Source organism: Citrobacter sp. BIDMC107, assembly GCF_001037575.1.
Lineage (GTDB): Bacteria > Pseudomonadota > Gammaproteobacteria > Enterobacterales > Enterobacteriaceae > Citrobacter > Citrobacter freundii.
The window spans coordinates 2,237,114-2,255,337 of the sequence record NZ_KQ089848.1 but is presented as its reverse complement, the minus strand read 5'-3'; the positions used below and the strand labels follow the sequence as shown (position 1 = coordinate 2,255,337).

The following is an 18,224-nucleotide window of genomic DNA, read 5'->3' as shown; positions in this document are numbered from 1 at the left end:
CCGTGAATTTACGTTATTTAATTCACATCCAATCAAATAAGCGTTGCTTATGGAAATGTTAAAAAATCGCCCCGCTTAACACTAAAGGATTAGCGGGGTGACAAGCAGTTAATGCCAGCAGAAATGGTGCACAACCTGGGTGATTAATTCGCGGGTTGGCTTAATAAAGCGCGTTTCCAGATACTCATCCGGCTGATGCGCCTGATTAATGGAGCCTGGACCCAATACCAGCGTTGGGCAAAGCGTCTGGATAAACGGCGCTTCGGTGCAATAGTTCACCACTTCAGTCTGTGCGCCCAGCAGTTTCTCAACCACCTCTACCAGTTGATGGTCAGGTGGGCACTCATAGCCGGGAATCGGCGGATGCAGTTCCGATACGGTCAGGCGACCCGGCCAACGTTCGCTGACAGGGGCCAGCGCTTCGTTAAGTAACCCATTGAGATCGTTTAGCGTCATACCCGGTAGCGGGCGAATATCCATATGCAATTCGCAGCAGGCGCAGATTCGGTTGGCGGCGTCACCGCCGTGGATGTGGCCCAAATTTAACGTTGGATACGGGACGGTAAAGGCATCATGGTGATAGCGCGCTTTCAGGTCATCGCGCAGATGCATGATATGGCCGATGGCATCATGCATCAGTTCAATCGCATTAACGCCACGCGCCGGATCGCTTGAATGACCCGACTGTCCCAGAATGCGTATCGCATTAGAGATATGGCCTTTGTGTGCGCGCACCGGTTGCAGGGATGTGGGTTCGCCAATGATCGCGCAGTCCGGGCGCAGAGCGGTAGTTTCAGAGAAGTAGCGAGCTCCCGCCATGCTGGTCTCTTCGTCAGCAGTGGCCAGAATGTACAGGGGTTTTTTCAGTTTCGTGACGTCGACATCACGCAACGCGTCGAGGATAAAGGCGAAGAAGCCTTTCATATCCGCCGTACCCAAACCATACAGCTTATTGTCATGCTCGGTTAGAGTGAACGGATCGCGGGTCCAGCGTCCGTCGTCAAAGGGTACGGTATCGGTATGGCCCGCCAACAACAGGCCGCCAGCGCCCTGTCCAATGCTCGCCAGCATATTGAATTTATTTCGCGTATCGGGAACCGGTTGGACCTCCACATTGAAGCCTAAATCTTTAAACCAGCCCGCCAGCAGAGTGATTAAACCTGCATTGCTTTGATCGAGCGCTTCTTCGGTGGCACTGATCGATGGCGTGGCAATCAGAGCGCGGTAAATCTCGATAAATGGCGGTAAATTGTTTTTCATTGTTGACACACCTCGGGTCATGATAGTATCAATATTAATGCAGTATTTGTGAATAAAAATACATTAACGTTGAGCGTAATAAAACCCACCAAGTGTAAGGTGAGGTGATAAAGGCTTATACCTGGCAACAGAATCTAAGAAGGTGAGCTGCCCCGATGTTGAATACGCTGATTGTGGGCGCCAGTGGCTATGCCGGCGCAGAGCTTGTGGCCTATGTAAATCGCCATCCTGATATGACCATAACCGCTTTGACCGTCTCAGCGCAAAGCAATGATGCAGGAAAATTAATCTCCGATTTGCATCCGCAGTTGAAAGGCATTGTCGATTTACCGTTGCAGCCAATGTCAGATATCAGCGAGTTTAGCGCAGGGGTGGATGTTGTGTTCCTCGCAACGGCTCATGAGGTGAGTCATGACCTGGCTCCGCAGTTTTTGCAGGCCGGTTGCGTGGTGTTTGACCTTTCGGGCGCGTTTCGCGTAAACGACGGCACGTTCTATGAAAAATATTATGGCTTTACGCATCAGCATCCTGAGCTGCTGGAGCAGGCCGTTTATGGGCTGGCGGAGTGGAACGCGGACAAACTGAAAGAAGCGAATCTGATTGCTGTGCCAGGTTGTTACCCGACGGCGGCGCAGCTTTCGCTGAAACCGTTGATTGATGCCGGGCTGCTGGATCTCAGCCAGTGGCCGGTAATTAATGCGACCAGCGGCGTGAGCGGTGCGGGGCGTAAAGCGGCTATCTCCAACAGCTTTTGTGAGGTGAGCCTGCAGCCGTATGGCGTGTTTACCCATCGTCATCAGCCGGAAATCGCCACTCATCTGGGGACAGAAGTGATTTTCACCCCGCATCTGGGTAACTTCCCGCGCGGAATTCTGGAAACTATCACTTGCCGCCTTAAGGCGGGCGTAACCCATGCTCAGGTGGCTCAGGCGCTGCAACAGGCGTATGGCGATAAACCGCTGGTGCGTCTGTATGACAAAGGGGTTCCGGCGCTGAAGAATGTGGTTGGATTACCGTTCTGCGATATCGGGTTTGCCGTACAGGGTGAACACCTGATCGTCGTGGCGACGGAAGACAACTTATTGAAAGGCGCGGCGGCACAGGCGATGCAGTGCGCAAATATTCGTTTTGGCTTTGCCCAAACGCAGTCTCTTATTTAGGGTGCAACAATGAATCCATTAATTATCAAGTTGGGCGGCGTTTTACTGGATAGCGAAGAGGCGCTGGAGCGCTTGTTTACCGCACTGGTGAATTATCGTGAGTCGCACCAGCGTCCGCTGGTCATTGTGCACGGTGGCGGCTGCGTGGTCGACGAGCTGATGAAGCAGCTGAATCTGCCGGTGAAAAAGAAAAATGGTCTGCGCGTCACGCCTGCCGATCAAATTGACATTATTACCGGTGCCCTGGCGGGAACGGCGAATAAAACCTTGCTGGCTTGGGCGAAAAAGCATCACATCGCGTCTGTGGGTCTGTATCTTGGCGATGGCGACAGCGTAAAAGTGACGCCGCTCGATAAAGAACTGGGTCATGTTGGACTGGCGCAGCCGGGTTCGCCTAAGCTGATTAACACGCTGCTGGAAAGCGGTTTTCTGCCGGTAGTGAGCTCTATTGGCGTCACTGATGATGGGCTGCTGATGAACGTGAATGCCGATCAGGCGGCAACGGCGCTGGCGGCAACGCTGGGTGCGGATCTGATCCTGCTCTCTGATGTAAGCGGTATTCTGGATGGCAAAGGCCAGCGTATTGCCGAAATGACTGCAGCGAAAGCGGAACAGCTGATTGAACAGGGCATTATTACCGATGGCATGATCGTGAAGGTGAATGCGGCGCTGGATGCCGCGCGTACGCTGGGTCGTCCGGTGGATATCGCCTCCTGGCGTCATGCAGAGCAACTCCCGGCGCTGTTTAACGGCACGCCAATTGGTACGCGTATTCTGGCTTAACTACTAATGTGCCGGATGGCGGCTTCGCCTTATCCGGCCTACGTGGGTTTTGTAGGCCCGGTAAGCGCAGCGCCACCGGGCAAAAATATCATATTAAGGAAATTCGTTATGGCACTTTGGGGTGGGCGTTTTACACAGGCAGCAGATCAGCGGTTCAAACAGTTCAACGACTCGTTGCGTTTTGACTACCGCCTGGCAGAACAGGATATTGTTGGCTCTGTGGCCTGGTCCAAAGCGTTGGTAACGGTCGGTGTACTGACTGCTGATGAACAGCTGCGGTTGGAAGAAGCGCTGAATAATCTGCTGGAAGAGGTTCGCGCGAATCCTCAGCAGATTCTGCAAAGCGATGCCGAAGATATTCACAGTTGGGTGGAAGGTAAGCTGATTGATAAAGTCGGCCAGCTTGGTAAAAAACTGCATACCGGACGTAGCCGTAACGACCAGGTCGCGACCGATCTCAAGCTGTGGTGCAAAGACACGGTTATCGAATTACTATCGGCCAATCGTCAGTTACAAACTGCGCTGGTGGTGACGGCGGAGAATAACCAGGACGCCGTCATGCCGGGTTACACCCACCTGCAACGTGCGCAGCCGGTGACGTTTGCTCACTGGTGTCTGGCCTATGTTGAAATGTTGGCGCGTGACGAGAGCCGCCTGCAGGATGCGCTCAAACGCCTTGACGTCAGTCCGTTAGGCTGCGGCGCGCTGGCGGGTACGGCGTATGAAATCGATCGCGAGCAGCTGGCGGGTTGGTTGGGCTTTGCCTCGGCTACGCGCAACAGTCTGGACAGCGTTTCTGACCGTGACCACGTGCTGGAGTTACTCTCAGACGCCTCTATCGGCATGGTACACCTGTCGCGTTTTGCTGAAGACCTGATTTTCTTTAACACCGGCGAAGCGGGCTTTGTCGAGCTGTCTGATCGTGTGACTTCGGGTTCATCTCTGATGCCGCAGAAGAAAAATCCGGATGCGCTGGAGCTGATCCGTGGCAAATGCGGTCGCGTGCAGGGTGCGTTGACCGGCATGATGATGACGTTAAAAGGCCTCCCGCTGGCATACAACAAAGATATGCAGGAAGACAAAGAAGGGCTGTTCGACGCGCTCGACACCTGGCTGGACTGTCTGCATATGGCCGCGCTGGTGCTGGATGGTATCCAGGTGAAACGTCCGCGTTGTCAGGAAGCGGCGCAGCAGGGCTATGCTAACGCCACTGAACTGGCGGATTATCTGGTGGCGAAAGGTGTCCCGTTCCGCGAAGCGCACCATATCGTAGGTGAAACGGTGGTCGAGGCGATTCGACAGGGCAAACCGCTGGAGGCGCTGTCGCTTGCTGACTTACAAAAGTTTAGCCAGGTGATTGGCGATGACGTTTACCCGATCCTCTCGTTGCAATCGTGCCTGGACAAGCGTGCGGCGAAAGGCGGCGTGTCACCCCAGCAGGTTGCACAGGCGATCGACTACGCGAAGGCGCGTCTGGCATAAATTGATGGGTAATCATTCGAGCCTGGCGTCACGCCGGGCTTTTTTATGCAAAAAAAATGCGGACACAAGGTCCGCAAAAGTTCACGTTGGCTTTAGTTATTTCGAGTATGAGAGAAACTCTCAAAACGGACAGTAGCTTCAAGGGTTAAAGGGGTACCGTTCCGTTTCTGTGGTGCATTATTAAACAGAAAGCTTGATAGGGATAATCGTTCGTTGCTATGCTACCTATCGCTACGAACTATCGTGGCGATGGAGGATGAATAATGAATATTCGTGATCTTGAATACCTGGTAGCGCTAGCCGAACATCGTCACTTCCGACGAGCGGCAGACTCCTGTCACGTTAGCCAACCAGCGCTGAGCGGGCAGATCCGCAAGCTGGAAGATGAGCTTGGCGTCATGTTGTTGGAGCGTACGAGTCGCAAGGTGCTGTTCACCCAGGCTGGTTTGCTGCTGGTGGATCAGGCGCGCACCGTGCTGCGCGAGGTCAAAGTGCTCAAGGAGATGGCAAGCCAACAAGGCGAGACAATGTCTGGCCCGCTGCATATTGGTTTGATCCCAACGGTGGGGCCATACCTGCTGCCGCATATTATTCCGATGTTGCACCAGACCTTCCCAAAACTGGAAATGTATCTCCATGAAGCGCAGACACATCAGCTGTTAGCGCAACTGGATAGCGGCAAGCTCGACTGCGTCATTCTGGCGCTGGTGAAAGAGAGTGAGGCGTTCATCGAAGTACCGCTATTTGATGAGCCAATGCTGCTGGCGATCTATGAAGATCATCCGTGGGCAAACCGTGACTGTGTACCGATGTCCGACTTGGCGGGTGAAAAACTGCTGATGCTGGAAGATGGCCACTGCCTGCGCGATCAGGCAATGGGCTTCTGCTTTGAAGCGGGTGCTGATGAAGATACCCATTTTCGGGCAACCAGTCTGGAAACGCTGCGTAACATGGTGGCGGCAGGAAGCGGTATTACCTTACTGCCTGCGCTGGCTGTTCCGCCGGAGCGTAAGCGTGATGGTGTCGTTTATCTGCCATGCATTAAACCCGAACCGCGTCGTACGATTGGTCTGGTGTACCGTCCTGGTTCGCCGCTGCGCAGCCGTTATGAACAGTTGGCAGAGGCCATCCGTGGATCAATGGATGGCCATTTCGACAGTGCGTTAAAACAGGCGGTTTAAGCCATTTAGCGCTGCTACCCGATAGGCTTCTGCCATGGTTGGGTAGTTAAAGGTGGTGTTAACGAAGTACTCGATAGTGTTACCACCACCTTTTTGCTCCATTATCGCTTGCCCGATGTGAATAATTTCGGCCGCGCGCTCCCCAAAGCAGTGGATCCCCAGAATCTCTTTGGTTTCGCGATGGAACAGGATCTTCAGCGTTCCGACACTCATACCCACGATTTGCGCACGTGCCAGATGCTTAAACTGGGCGCGGCCAACCTCGTATGGAACTTTCATTGCCGTGAGTTGCTGTTCGGTTTTACCAACGGAGCTGATTTCTGGAATGGTATAAATCCCGGTCGGGATATCTTCAATCAGATGCGCGGTGGCTTCGCCTTTTACCAACGCCTGGGCGGCAATGCGTCCCTGGTCGTAGGCCGCGGATGCCAGGCTCGGATAACCGATCACATCCCCTACGGCATACACATGCGGCAGCGCCGTCTGGTACATGCTATTCACTTTGAGCTGCCCACGGCTGTCGGTTTTCAGACCAATGTTTTCCAGCGCCAGCGAATCGGTATTACCGGTACGGCCATTGGCGTACAACAGGCAGTCTGCCTTCAGTTTCTTACCGGATTTCAGGTGCATGATGACGCCGTCATCGCAGCCTTCAATCTTCTCATACTCTTCGTTGTGGCGAATGACCACACCGCTGTTCCAGAAGTGGTAAGAGAGGGAGTCGGACATCTCTTGATCGAGGAATGCCAGCAGACGATCGCGGGTGTTGATTAAATCAACTTTGACGTCCATTCCACGGAAGATCGACGCATATTCACAGCCAATGACCCCCGCGCCATAAATCAGCACATGGCGGGGTTCGTGGTGCAGGCTCAGGATAGAGTCGCTGTCGTAAACCCGGGGATGCGAAAAGTCGACATCAACAGGGCGATAAGGACGCGAACCGCAGGCAATAACAAACTTATCCGCAGTCAGTGTTTCCACCGTACCGTCGTGACATTCCAGGGCGATCGTGTGTTCATCAACAAAACGGGCATTCCCCTGCAAAATTTCGCAGTGATTGCGCTCGTAAAATCCTTGCCGCATACGCGTTTGCTGATTAATAACGTTATCAGCGTGGTTGAGAATATCGGCAAAAGAAGAACGAAGGAGTCGGGAGTGGTCGCTGTACAGTGGGTTCTGATTGAATTCAATAATGCGGCTGACGGCGTGGCGGAGGGCTTTCGACGGGATGGTGCCCCAGTGGGTACAGCCTCCGCCGACGTTATGATAGCGCTCAATCACCGCGACGCGCGCTCCTTGCTTAACCAGACCCATTGCAGCGCCTTCGCCGCCGGGACCGGAACCTATTACTATTGCATCGTAATCGTAGGAATGTGACATGGTCAGGCTTACCTGTTCTTATACATAAAAGCAACAGAATAGTAACATCGTTGTCAGGATAACCCAATTATCGTTGTGCTTTTTTGCGAAGTCGAAGCACAAACTGCGCGTAAACAATCATTCACAAAGCCATGCCAACCGCCTAATCTCTGGTATAGTGCCAGCAAGGTATGTGGAAGGATTCAGACATCGTGATGGGCGTTAGAGCGCAACAAAAAGAAAAAACCCGGCGTTCGCTGGTAGAAGCCGCATTTAGTCAACTGAGCGCTGAGCGTAGTTTTGCCAGCCTCAGTTTACGCGAAGTTGCTCGTGAAGCGGGCATTGCGCCAACCTCGTTTTATCGCCATTTCCGCGATGTGGATGAACTCGGCCTGACGATGGTGGACGAAAGCGGTCTGATGCTGCGTCAATTGATGCGCCAGGCGCGCCAGCGTATCGCGAAGGGCGGGAGTGTGATCCGCACCTCGGTCTCAACATTTATGGAGTTCATCGGCAACAATCCCAACGCCTTCCGTTTATTATTGCGCGAGCGTTCGGGGACATCCGCAGCGTTTCGTGCAGCGGTCGCACGTGAAATTCAGCATTTCATTGCGGAACTTGCGGACTATCTGGAACTCGAAAACCATATGCCTCGTGCGTTTACTGAAGCGCAAGCCGAAGCCATGGTAACCATTGTTTTCAGCGCCGGGGCAGAAGCACTGGATGTTGGCGCTGAACAGCGTCGACAGCTAGAAGAGCGGCTGGTATTGCAACTGCGCATGATCGCGAAAGGCGCATTTTATTGGTACCGCCGTGAACAAGAGAAGATGACGCACCACTCCGAGTAACGAGAAGGACAAGCAATGAAACAGTCAGGTCAAGATAAAGGTACGCTGCTGCTGGCGCTGGTTGCTGGCTTATCGATCAATGGTACATTTGCGGCGCTGTTTAGCTCCATTGTGCCATTCTCCGTATTCCCGATTATTTCGCTGGTGCTGACGGTTTATTGTTTGCATCAACGCTATCAGAACCGCACCATGCCTGTGGGATTGCCGGGCCTGGCCGCCGCCTGTTTTATTCTCGGTGTTCTGCTGTACAGCACCGTGGTACGCGCTGAATATCCGGATATTGGCTCTAACTTCTTCCCGGCGGTGCTGTCGGTGATTCTGGTGTTCTGGATCGGCTTTAAAGTGCGTAACCGTAAACAGGAAATTGTGGAGTAATAGTTGTCGCTGTAGGCCGGATAAGGCAAAGCCGCTATCCGGCAATCTGAACCGGTAGTGCTTATCCGGCTTCCGTTCAGTCTTACTTCTTCGTTAACAGTACTCCGCACTCCATATGGTGCGTATACGGGAACTGATCGAATAGCGCCAGACGTGAAACATTGTGCGTCTGGCTTAACGTTTCCAGGTTCTTACACAGCGTCTCCGGATTGCAGGAGATGTACAGAATGCGCGGATACGCCTGCACCATTTTCTCCGTTTCGCTGTCCAGACCGCTGCGCGGTGGGTCAACGAAGATAGTTTCACACTGGTAACTCTTCAGATCGATTCCCTGCAAACGGTTGAACTCGCGAACGCCGTTCATCGCCTGAGTAAACTCTTCGGCCGCCATGCGGATAATTTGTACGTTATCAATATGGTTAGCCGCGATGTTGTACTGTGCAGCAGCCACGGACGGTTTGGCGATTTCAGTGGCCAGTACGCGGTTGAAGTTTTGCGCCAGGGCTAACGAGAAATTGCCATTGCCGCAATACAGCTCCAGCAGGTCACCTTTTGAGCCCCTGGTGACATCAATCGCCCACTCTAACATCTGAATATTCATGGCGGCGTTTGGCTGGGTGAAGCTGTTCTCAACCTGGCGGTAGATAATCTCTTTACCTGCAACCGGCAAGCGTTCGTCAATGTAGTCCTGGTCCAGCTCAATTTTGGTTTTGGTAGCCCGACCAATCAAATGCACGTTCAGGTTTTGCGCCCGCAGCGCATCTCGCAGCGCTTCGGCTTCCTTACGCCATTCATCATCCAGCTTTTTATGGTACAGCATCGAAACCACCGCCTGATCGCTCAGGGTTGTGAGGTAATCAATCTGAAACAGTTTGTGGCGCAGGACGTGGTTGTTGCGAACGCCGTCGATCATTGCCGTCATTAGCGTGTTGATGAGATCGCTGGCAGCCGGGAAGCTGTCGACGCGAATACGGTTTTTGGTCTGGCTGTCGAACATGATGTGGTACAGGTCATCACCGTCATGCCACAGGCGGAATTCGGCGCGCATACGGTAATGGCTGACCGGTGAGCGAAACACTTCCGGAGCCTGTGCATAAAATGGCGTCATTAAGCTCTGCAGACGCACTACTTTCTCAGCTAACTGGGCGTCGTACTGTTCTGTCGGAAGGTGTTCGGGGGTCATGATGCGTCCTGAAAAATAAAAGTACGCGGGGATTGTAGGGATTGCTCAACAGATGTCCAGTCATTGATGATTTCCGATAATGTGATACGCAGTCTGGACACCAGGTTGTAACAAACTGTAGCATCCGTTTTCCGGTCCTGTGAGTTAAAAGGGAATCCAGTGTAAATCTGGAGCTGACGCGCAGCGGTAAGGAAGGTAAGAGATGAGCGCACCTGGTGCAGACACTGCGGATTGCCGCGGGAAGTCATCCTCTCTTTAAGTCGCCTCCAAGCCCGAAGACCTGCCGGCTAACGTCGCATCTGGTTTTCATCATCGCGTACTATCGGTGGGACCTGCGGCATCCTTCTTAAATTGTGGATGCTTTACAATGATCAAAAAATCATTGCTGTGCACGGCGCTGTCCGTCACGGCATTTTCTGGTTGGGCACAGGACACTCGCCCGGATACTCTCGTCGTCACTGCCAACCGTTTTCAGCAGCCTCGTAGCGCAGTACTCGCTCCTATTACCGTTGTTACGCGTCAGGATATCGATCGCTGGCAATCTACCTCCGTGAATGATGTGCTTCGTCGTCTGCCTGGCGTCGATATCGCTCAATACGGTGGTATGGGACAAAACTCGTCTATCTCTATTCGCGGCACCAACGCCAGCCATGTTCTGGTGCTGATTGACGGCGTGCGCCTGAACCTGGCAGGGGTTAGCGGCGCAGCCGATCTCAGCCAGTTCCCGGTCTCGTTAGTGCAGCGTATCGAATACATTCGAGGGCCGCGTTCGGCGGTTTATGGTTCTGATGCGATTGGCGGCGTGGTGAATATCATTACCACGCGCGAAAAGCCGGGGACGGAACTGACAGCCGGTGTGGGTAGCAATGGCTACCAGAATTACGATGTCTCAACCCAACAACAGCTCGGCGAAAATACGCGCGTCACGCTGATGGGCGATTATGCCTATACCAAAGGCTTTGATGTTGTAGCATACGGCAGCACCGGCTCTCAGGCTCAGCCCGACAAAGACGGCTTCTTAAGTAAGACGCTGTATGGCGCGCTGGAACACAACTTTTCCGATACATGGAGCGGGTTTGTTCGCGGTTATGGTTATGATAACCGCACGAATTACGACTCATATTACTCTCCTGGCTCGCCGCTCCTCGATACCCGAAAACTCTACAGCCAAAGCTGGGATGCCGGACTGCGTTTTAATGGCGAGCTTATCCAGTCGCAGCTGGTTTCGAGCTATAGCCATAGCAAAGACTACAACTATGATCCGGATTATGGTCGCTATGACTCCTCGGCCACACTGGATGAGATGAAGCAATATAATGTGCAGTGGTCAAACAGCATAGTGGTTGGTCATGGTAATGTGGGCGCTGGTGTCGACTGGCAAAAGCAAACTACGGAGCCTGGCACCGGGTATGTCACGGACGGTTACGACCAGCGAAATACCGGCCTCTACTTGACGGGATTACAGCAACTGGGTGATTTCACTTTCGAAGGTGCTGCGCGCAGTGATGATAACTCCGAGTTTGGACGTCATGGCACATGGCAAACCAGCGCCGGATGGGAGTTTATTGAAGGCTATCGCTTTATTGCGTCCTACGGTACATCTTACAAAGCACCTAATCTCGGGCAGTTGCATGGTTATTACGGCAATTCGAACCTGGATCCTGAACAAAGTAAGCAATGGGAAGGGGCGTTTGAAGGCTTAACGGCGGGTGTGAACTGGCGAGTTTCAGGGTATCGTAACGATATCGATGACATGATCGATTATGACCCACATACCGAGAAATACTTTAACGAAGGTAAAGTACGCATTAAAGGCGTTGAAGCGACCGCAAACTTTGATACCGGACCGCTGGCACATACGTTGAGCTACGATTATGTCGATTCGCGCAATGCAATTACGGACAAGCCCCTCGCACGACGTTCTAAACAGCAGGTGAAATACCAGCTTGACTGGCAGGTCTATGATTTTGACTGGGGCCTGACGTATCACTACCTGGGAACGCGTTATGACACGGACTACGTAACCTACCAGCCGGTAAAAATGGGAGGAGTTAGCCTGTGGGATCTTGCCGTGTCATATCCAATCACCTCACAGCTGACAGTTCGTGGTAAAATCGCCAACCTGTTCGATAAAGATTACGAGACAGTTTATGGCTACGCAACTGCAGGACGGGAATACACCTTGTCTGGCAGCTACACCTTCTGATCCCCGTCCCACCGTGCTGGTGTTTGATTCCGGCGTCGGTGGGTTGTCGGTCTATGACGAGATCCGGCGTCTTTTGCCGGATCTCCACTATATCTACGCTTTCGACAACGTCGCCTTTCCTTATGGAGAGAAGAGCGAGGAGTTTATCGTCGAGCGTGTTGTTGAGATTGTGACTGCTGTCCAGCAGCGCTATCCCCTTTCTCTTGCGGTCATCGCATGTAATACAGCAAGCACGGTGTCGCTTCCTGCGTTACGTGAGAAGTTTGCCTTCCCGGTTGTGGGCGTGGTGCCTGCGATTAAACCGGCGGCGCGACTCACGGCGAATGGCGTAGTGGGGCTGCTGGCTACGCGTGCAACGGTGAAGCGCTCGTATACCCATGAGCTGATTGCGCGGTTTGCTAACGAATGCCAAATTGCAATGTTGGGTTCTGCTGAGCTGGTGGAACTGGCGGAAGCGAAGCTGCACGGTGAAACAGTTTCTCTGGAAGAGCTGCGGCGTATTCTGCGTCCGTGGCTGCGGATGTCGGAACCACCCGATACGGTAGTGCTCGGGTGCACTCATTTCCCTCTATTACAGGAAGAGCTTTTACAGGTCCTGCCCGAGGGGACGCGGCTGGTGGATTCTGGTGCCGCGATTGCGCGCCGCACCGCCTGGTTATTAGAACATGAAGCGCCAGATGCGAAATCAACCGATGAGAACGTTGCATTTTGTATGGCAATGACGACAGAAGCCGAACAACTATTGCCAGTGCTACAGCGCTATGGCTTTAAAACGCTCGAAAAACTGTCAGTTTAAGTGGTTTTGATGAAAAAACACGCACTCGGAAGATTATTTTAAATTTCCCCTTGTCAGCCTGAAATAACTCCCTATAATGCGCCTCCACTGACACGGAACAACGGATTACAAGCCGCCGGGTCAGCGGGGTTCTCCAGAGAATCTCGTAGAGAAAAGCAAAAATAAATGCTTGACTCTGAATGAGGAAAACGTAATATACGGGACCTCGCGACAGAGCGCTAAAGCGCGTCGCAACTGCTCTTTAACAATTTATCAGACAATCTGTGTGGGCACTCGAAGATACGGATTCTTAACGTCGCAAGACGAAAAATGAATACCAAGTCTCTGAGTGAACATACGTAATTCATTACGAAGTTTAATTCACGAGCATCAAACTTAAATTGAAGAGTTTGATCATGGCTCAGATTGAACGCTGGCGGCAGGCCTAACACATGCAAGTCGAACGGTAGCACAGAGGAGCTTGCTCCTTGGGTGACGAGTGGCGGACGGGTGAGTAATGTCTGGGAAACTGCCCGATGGAGGGGGATAACTACTGGAAACGGTAGCTAATACCGCATAACGTCGCAAGACCAAAGAGGGGGACCTTCGGGCCTCTTGCCATCGGATGTGCCCAGATGGGATTAGCTAGTAGGTGGGGTAACGGCTCACCTAGGCGACGATCCCTAGCTGGTCTGAGAGGATGACCAGCCACACTGGAACTGAGACACGGTCCAGACTCCTACGGGAGGCAGCAGTGGGGAATATTGCACAATGGGCGCAAGCCTGATGCAGCCATGCCGCGTGTATGAAGAAGGCCTTCGGGTTGTAAAGTACTTTCAGCGAGGAGGAAGGTGTTGTGGTTAATAACCGCAGCAATTGACGTTACTCGCAGAAGAAGCACCGGCTAACTCCGTGCCAGCAGCCGCGGTAATACGGAGGGTGCAAGCGTTAATCGGAATTACTGGGCGTAAAGCGCACGCAGGCGGTCTGTCAAGTCGGATGTGAAATCCCCGGGCTCAACCTGGGAACTGCATCCGAAACTGGCAGGCTAGAGTCTTGTAGAGGGGGGTAGAATTCCAGGTGTAGCGGTGAAATGCGTAGAGATCTGGAGGAATACCGGTGGCGAAGGCGGCCCCCTGGACAAAGACTGACGCTCAGGTGCGAAAGCGTGGGGAGCAAACAGGATTAGATACCCTGGTAGTCCACGCCGTAAACGATGTCGACTTGGAGGTTGTGCCCTTGAGGCGTGGCTTCCGGAGCTAACGCGTTAAGTCGACCGCCTGGGGAGTACGGCCGCAAGGTTAAAACTCAAATGAATTGACGGGGGCCCGCACAAGCGGTGGAGCATGTGGTTTAATTCGATGCAACGCGAAGAACCTTACCTACTCTTGACATCCAGAGAACTTAGCAGAGATGCTTTGGTGCCTTCGGGAACTCTGAGACAGGTGCTGCATGGCTGTCGTCAGCTCGTGTTGTGAAATGTTGGGTTAAGTCCCGCAACGAGCGCAACCCTTATCCTTTGTTGCCAGCGGTCCGGCCGGGAACTCAAAGGAGACTGCCAGTGATAAACTGGAGGAAGGTGGGGATGACGTCAAGTCATCATGGCCCTTACGAGTAGGGCTACACACGTGCTACAATGGCATATACAAAGAGAAGCGACCTCGCGAGAGCAAGCGGACCTCATAAAGTATGTCGTAGTCCGGATTGGAGTCTGCAACTCGACTCCATGAAGTCGGAATCGCTAGTAATCGTGGATCAGAATGCCACGGTGAATACGTTCCCGGGCCTTGTACACACCGCCCGTCACACCATGGGAGTGGGTTGCAAAAGAAGTAGGTAGCTTAACCTTCGGGAGGGCGCTTACCACTTTGTGATTCATGACTGGGGTGAAGTCGTAACAAGGTAACCGTAGGGGAACCTGCGGTTGGATCACCTCCTTACCTTAAAGAAGCGTTCTTTGTAGTGCTCACACAGATTGTCTGATGAAAAATTAGCAGTAAGAAAATCTCTGCAGGCTTGTAGCTCAGGTGGTTAGAGCGCACCCCTGATAAGGGTGAGGTCGGTGGTTCAAGTCCACTCAGGCCTACCAAATTCGCTTCCGTGCTGTGTTACGGCGATGCTCGCATACTTTAGTATGCTTCGCACCACCGCGCCTTGCCCGGAAACGAATTAGGGTACAGAGATTAGCATTTACGATGGGGTTATAGCTCAGCTGGGAGAGCGCCTGCCTTGCACGCAGGAGGTCTGCGGTTCGATCCCGCATAGCTCCACCATCTTTACTGCAAAAACACAAGAAAACTTCAGAGTGTACCTGAAAAGGTTCACTGCGAAGTTTTGCTCTTTAAAAATCTGGATCAAGCTGAAAATTGAAACGACACACTGTTTCATTTCTCCGTAATAAGAAATGAAAAATGGTGTGTTCGAGTCTCTCAAATTTTCGCAATCAGAAGTGAAACATCTTCGGGTTGTGAGGTTAAGCGACTAAGCGTACACGGTGGATGCCCTGGCAGTCAGAGGCGATGAAGGACGTGCTAATCTGCGATAAGCGTCGGTAAGGTGATATGAACCGTTATAACCGGCGATTTCCGAATGGGGAAACCCAGTGTGTTTCGACACACTATCATTACGTGAATACATAGCGTAATGAAGCGAACCGGGGGAACTGAAACATCTAAGTACCCCGAGGAAAAGAAATCAACCGAGATTCCCCCAGTAGCGGCGAGCGAACGGGGAGCAGCCCAGAGTCTGAATCAGCTTGTGTGTTAGTGGAACGGTCTGGAAAGTCCGACGGTACAGGGTGATAGTCCCGTACACCAAAATGCACAGGTTGTGAACTCGAAGAGTAGGGCGGGACACGTGGTATCCTGTCTGAATATGGGGGGACCATCCTCCAAGGCTAAATACTCCTGACTGACCGATAGTGAACCAGTACCGTGAGGGAAAGGCGAAAAGAACCCCGGCGAGGGGAGTGAAAAAGAACCTGAAACCGTGTACGTACAAGCAGTGGGAGCCTCTTTATGGGGTGACTGCGTACCTTTTGTATAATGGGTCAGCGACTTATATTCTGTAGCAAGGTTAACCGTATAGGGGAGCCGAAGGGAAACCGAGTCTTAACTGGGCGTTAAGTTGCAGGGTATAGACCCGAAACCCGGTGATCTAGCCATGGGCAGGTTGAAGGTTGGGTAACACTAACTGGAGGACCGAACCGACTAATGTTGAAAAATTAGCGGATGACTTGTGGCTGGGGGTGAAAGGCCAATCAAACCGGGAGATAGCTGGTTCTCCCCGAAAGCTATTTAGGTAGCGCCTCGTGAACTCATCTTCGGGGGTAGAGCACTGTTTCGGCTAGGGGGTCATCCCGACTTACCAACCCGATGCAAACTGCGAATACCGAAGAATGTTATCACGGGAGACACACGGCGGGTGCTAACGTCCGTCGTGAAGAGGGAAACAACCCAGACCGCCAGCTAAGGTCCCAAAGTCATGGTTAAGTGGGAAACGATGTGGGAAGGCACAGACAGCCAGGATGTTGGCTTAGAAGCAGCCATCATTTAAAGAAAGCGTAATAGCTCACTGGTCGAGTCGGCCTGCGCGGAAGATGTAACGGGGCTAAACCATGCACCGAAGCTGCGGCAGCGACACTATGTGTTGTTGGGTAGGGGAGCGTTCTGTAAGCCGTTGAAGGTGGCCTGTGAGGGTTGCTGGAGGTATCAGAAGTGCGAATGCTGACATAAGTAACGATAATGCGGGTGAAAAACCCGCACGCCGGAAGACCAAGGGTTCCTGTCCAACGTTAATCGGGGCAGGGTGAGTCGACCCCTAAGGCGAGGCCGAAAGGCGTAGTCGATGGGAAACAGGTTAATATTCCTGTACTTGGTGTTACTGCGAAGGGGGGACGGAGAAGGCTATGTTAGCCGGGCGACGGTTGTCCCGGTTTAAGCATGTAGGCGGAGGTTCCAGGTAAATCCGGTACCTTTTAACGCTGAGGTGTGATGACGAGGCACTACGGTGCTGAAGTAACAAATGCCCTGCTTCCAGGAAAAGCCTCTAAGCATCAGGTAACACGAAATCGTACCCCAAACCGACACAGGTGGTCAGGTAGAGAATACCAAGGCGCTTGAGAGAACTCGGGTGAAGGAACTAGGCAAAATGGTGCCGTAACTTCGGGAGAAGGCACGCTGATATGTAGGTGAAGTGATTTACTCATGGAGCTGAAATCAGTCGAAGATACCAGCTGGCTGCAACTGTTTATTAAAAACACAGCACTGTGCAAACACGAAAGTGGACGTATACGGTGTGACGCCTGCCCGGTGCCGGAAGGTTAATTGATGGGGTTATCCGTAAGGAGAAGCTCTTGATCGAAGCCCCGGTAAACGGCGGCCGTAACTATAACGGTCCTAAGGTAGCGAAATTCCTTGTCGGGTAAGTTCCGACCTGCACGAATGGCGTAATGATGGCCAGGCTGTCTCCACCCGAGACTCAGTGAAATTGAACTCGCTGTGAAGATGCAGTGTACCCGCGGCAAGACGGAAAGACCCCGTGAACCTTTACTATAGCTTGACACTGAACACTGGTCCTTGATGTGTAGGATAGGTGGGAGGCTTTGAAGTGTGGACGCCAGTCTGCATGGAGCCATCCTTGAAATACCACCCTTTAATGGCTGGTGTTCTAACGTGGACCCGTAATCCGGGTTGCGGACAGTGTCTGGTGGGTAGTTTGACTGGGGCGGTCTCCTCCTAAAGAGTAACGGAGGAGCACGAAGGTTAGCTAATCCTGGTCGGACATCAGGAGGTTAGTGCAAAGGCATAAGCTAGCTTGACTGCGAGAGTGACGGCTCGAGCAGGTGCGAAAGCAGGTCTTAGTGATCCGGTGGTTCTGAATGGAAGGGCCATCGCTCAACGGATAAAAGGTACTCCGGGGATAACAGGCTGATACCGCCCAAGAGTTCATATCGACGGCGGTGTTTGGCACCTCGATGTCGGCTCATCACATCCTGGGGCTGAAGTAGGTCCCAAGGGTATGGCTGTTCGCCATTTAAAGTGGTACGCGAGCTGGGTTTAGAACGTCGTGAGACAGTTCGGTCCCTATCTGCCGTGGGCGCTGGAGAATTGAGGGGGGCTGCTCCTAGTACGAGAGGACCGGAGTGGACGCATCACTGGTGTTCGGGTTGTCATGCCAATGGCATTGCCCGGTAGCTAAATGCGGAAGAGATAAGTGCTGAAAGCATCTAAGCACGAAACTTGCCCCGAGATGAGTTCTCCCTGAGACTATAAGTCTCCTGAAGGAACGTTAAAGACGATGACGTTGATAGGTCGGGTGTGTAAGTGTAGCGATACATTGAGCTAACCGATACTAATGAACCGTGAGGCTTAACCTTACAACGCCGAAGATGTTTTGGCGAAGAGACGACATTCAGCTTGAAACAGATTACATTAACCGGCGAGAAGCGGGTTAATAACAGAATTTGCCTGGCGGCTGTAGCGCGGTGGTCCCACCTGACCCCATGCCGAACTCAGAAGTGAAACGCCGTAGCGCCGATGGTAGTGTGGGGTCTCCCCATGCGAGAGTAGGGAACTGCCAGGCATCAAATTTAGTGTGCTGATATGGCT

General features: G+C 52.7%; 11 protein-coding genes, 2 tRNA genes, 3 rRNA genes and 1 riboswitch. Of the genes, 13 read left to right on the top strand and 3 right to left on the bottom strand.

Annotated elements, in window-relative coordinates; translation table 11 throughout:
- Positions 1-108 precede the first annotated feature (108 nt).
- Complete coding sequence (argE, locus tag SK39_RS10450) at positions 109-1,260, bottom strand: acetylornithine deacetylase (protein WP_003028848.1); 1,152 nt, start codon at positions 1,258-1,260, stop codon at positions 109-111.
- Between the two features lie 155 nt (positions 1,261-1,415).
- Here argE and argC point away from each other — a divergent pair, with 155 nt between their 5' ends.
- From argC to oxyR, 4 genes are all read left to right on the top strand, one after another.
- Positions 1,416-2,420, top strand: coding sequence for an N-acetyl-gamma-glutamyl-phosphate reductase (gene argC / locus SK39_RS10445; protein WP_003847834.1), 1,005 nt, complete (start codon positions 1,416-1,418; stop codon positions 2,418-2,420).
- Positions 2,421-2,429: 9 nt separating this feature from the next.
- Positions 2,430-3,203: an acetylglutamate kinase gene (gene argB / locus SK39_RS10440; protein WP_003028854.1), complete on the top strand. Its 774-nt coding sequence runs from the start codon at positions 2,430-2,432 to the stop codon at positions 3,201-3,203.
- A 108-nt stretch (positions 3,204-3,311) separates the two neighbouring features.
- Entirely contained in the window at positions 3,312-4,685 is a 1,374-nt protein-coding gene (argH, locus tag SK39_RS10435) for an argininosuccinate lyase (protein ID WP_003028856.1), read from the top strand.
- A 263-nt stretch (positions 4,686-4,948) separates the two neighbouring features.
- A complete protein-coding gene (oxyR, locus tag SK39_RS10430) occupies positions 4,949-5,866 on the top strand; it encodes a DNA-binding transcriptional regulator OxyR (protein WP_048216978.1) in 918 nt (305 codons plus the stop codon).
- On the opposite strand, the gene sthA is transcribed toward oxyR, so the two are convergent.
- Positions 5,849-7,249 carry a Si-specific NAD(P)(+) transhydrogenase gene (gene sthA, locus SK39_RS10425; protein WP_003028860.1) on the bottom strand — a complete coding sequence of 467 codons (1,401 nt, stop codon included), beginning with the start codon at positions 7,247-7,249 and terminating at the stop codon, positions 5,849-5,851. The two genes, oxyR and sthA, sit on opposite strands and share 18 nt — an antisense overlap.
- Before the next feature lie 191 nt (positions 7,250-7,440).
- On the opposite strand from sthA, the gene fabR reads away from it, so the two are divergent.
- The gene (gene fabR / locus SK39_RS10420) at positions 7,441-8,076 is read left to right on the top strand and encodes an HTH-type transcriptional repressor FabR (protein ID WP_003028862.1); all 636 of its coding nucleotides are present in this window, start codon (positions 7,441-7,443) and stop codon (positions 8,074-8,076) included.
- Between the two features lie 15 nt (positions 8,077-8,091).
- Entirely contained in the window at positions 8,092-8,451 is a 360-nt protein-coding gene (locus tag SK39_RS10415) for a YijD family membrane protein (RefSeq protein ID WP_003028863.1), read from the top strand.
- 82 nt (positions 8,452-8,533) lie between these two features.
- Here SK39_RS10415 and trmA read toward each other — a convergent pair whose 3' ends face one another.
- Positions 8,534-9,634 carry a tRNA (uridine(54)-C5)-methyltransferase TrmA gene (gene trmA / locus SK39_RS10410; RefSeq protein WP_032938427.1) on the bottom strand — a complete coding sequence of 367 codons (1,101 nt, stop codon included), beginning with the start codon at positions 9,632-9,634 and terminating at the stop codon, positions 8,534-8,536.
- Positions 9,635-9,749: 115 nt separating this feature from the next.
- Positions 9,750-9,936: riboswitch (cobalamin riboswitch) on the top strand.
- Between the two features lie 65 nt (positions 9,937-10,001).
- Here trmA and btuB point away from each other — a divergent pair.
- From btuB to rrf, 7 genes are all read left to right on the top strand, one after another.
- Complete coding sequence (btuB, locus tag SK39_RS10405; protein WP_003840550.1) at positions 10,002-11,840, top strand: TonB-dependent vitamin B12 receptor BtuB; 1,839 nt, start codon at positions 10,002-10,004, stop codon at positions 11,838-11,840.
- Entirely contained in the window at positions 11,785-12,636 is an 852-nt protein-coding gene (murI, locus tag SK39_RS10400; RefSeq protein ID WP_003847829.1) for a glutamate racemase, read from the top strand. The genes btuB and murI overlap by 56 nt, the downstream gene beginning before the upstream one ends.
- Before the next feature lie 377 nt (positions 12,637-13,013).
- A 16S ribosomal RNA gene (locus SK39_RS10390) occupies positions 13,014-14,555 on the top strand.
- A 72-nt stretch (positions 14,556-14,627) separates the two neighbouring features.
- Positions 14,628-14,704 (top strand) — tRNA-Ile (locus SK39_RS10385).
- A gap of 108 nt (positions 14,705-14,812) precedes the next feature.
- Positions 14,813-14,888: transfer RNA gene (locus SK39_RS10380), tRNA-Ala, on the top strand.
- Positions 14,889-15,086: 198 nt separating this feature from the next.
- Positions 15,087-17,992, top strand: a 23S ribosomal RNA gene (locus tag SK39_RS10375).
- A 90-nt stretch (positions 17,993-18,082) separates the two neighbouring features.
- Positions 18,083-18,198: ribosomal RNA gene (gene rrf, locus SK39_RS10370) — 5S ribosomal RNA — on the top strand.
- Together the 16S, 23S and 5S rRNA genes with 2 tRNA genes alongside form the textbook arrangement of a ribosomal RNA operon.
- Positions 18,199-18,224: the final 26 nt, after the last annotated feature.

Excerpts from the sequence above, each read along its gene's own strand:
- argE (WP_003028848.1), bottom strand. The coding sequence starts at position 1,260 with ATGAAAAACAATTTACCGCCATTTATCGAGATTTACCGCGCTCTGATT.
- argC (WP_003847834.1), top strand. The coding sequence starts at position 1,416 with ATGTTGAATACGCTGATTGTGGGCGCCAGTGGCTATGCCGGCGCAGAG.
- argB (WP_003028854.1), top strand. The coding sequence starts at position 2,430 with ATGAATCCATTAATTATCAAGTTGGGCGGCGTTTTACTGGATAGCGAA.
- argH (WP_003028856.1), top strand. The coding sequence starts at position 3,312 with ATGGCACTTTGGGGTGGGCGTTTTACACAGGCAGCAGATCAGCGGTTC.
- oxyR (WP_048216978.1), top strand. The coding sequence starts at position 4,949 with ATGAATATTCGTGATCTTGAATACCTGGTAGCGCTAGCCGAACATCGT.
- sthA (WP_003028860.1), bottom strand. The coding sequence starts at position 7,249 with ATGTCACATTCCTACGATTACGATGCAATAGTAATAGGTTCCGGTCCC.
- SK39_RS10415 (WP_003028863.1), top strand. The coding sequence starts at position 8,092 with ATGAAACAGTCAGGTCAAGATAAAGGTACGCTGCTGCTGGCGCTGGTT.
- trmA (WP_032938427.1), bottom strand. The coding sequence starts at position 9,634 with ATGACCCCCGAACACCTTCCGACAGAACAGTACGACGCCCAGTTAGCT.
- btuB (WP_003840550.1), top strand. The coding sequence starts at position 10,002 with ATGATCAAAAAATCATTGCTGTGCACGGCGCTGTCCGTCACGGCATTT.
- murI (WP_003847829.1), top strand. The coding sequence starts at position 11,785 with ATGGCTACGCAACTGCAGGACGGGAATACACCTTGTCTGGCAGCTACA.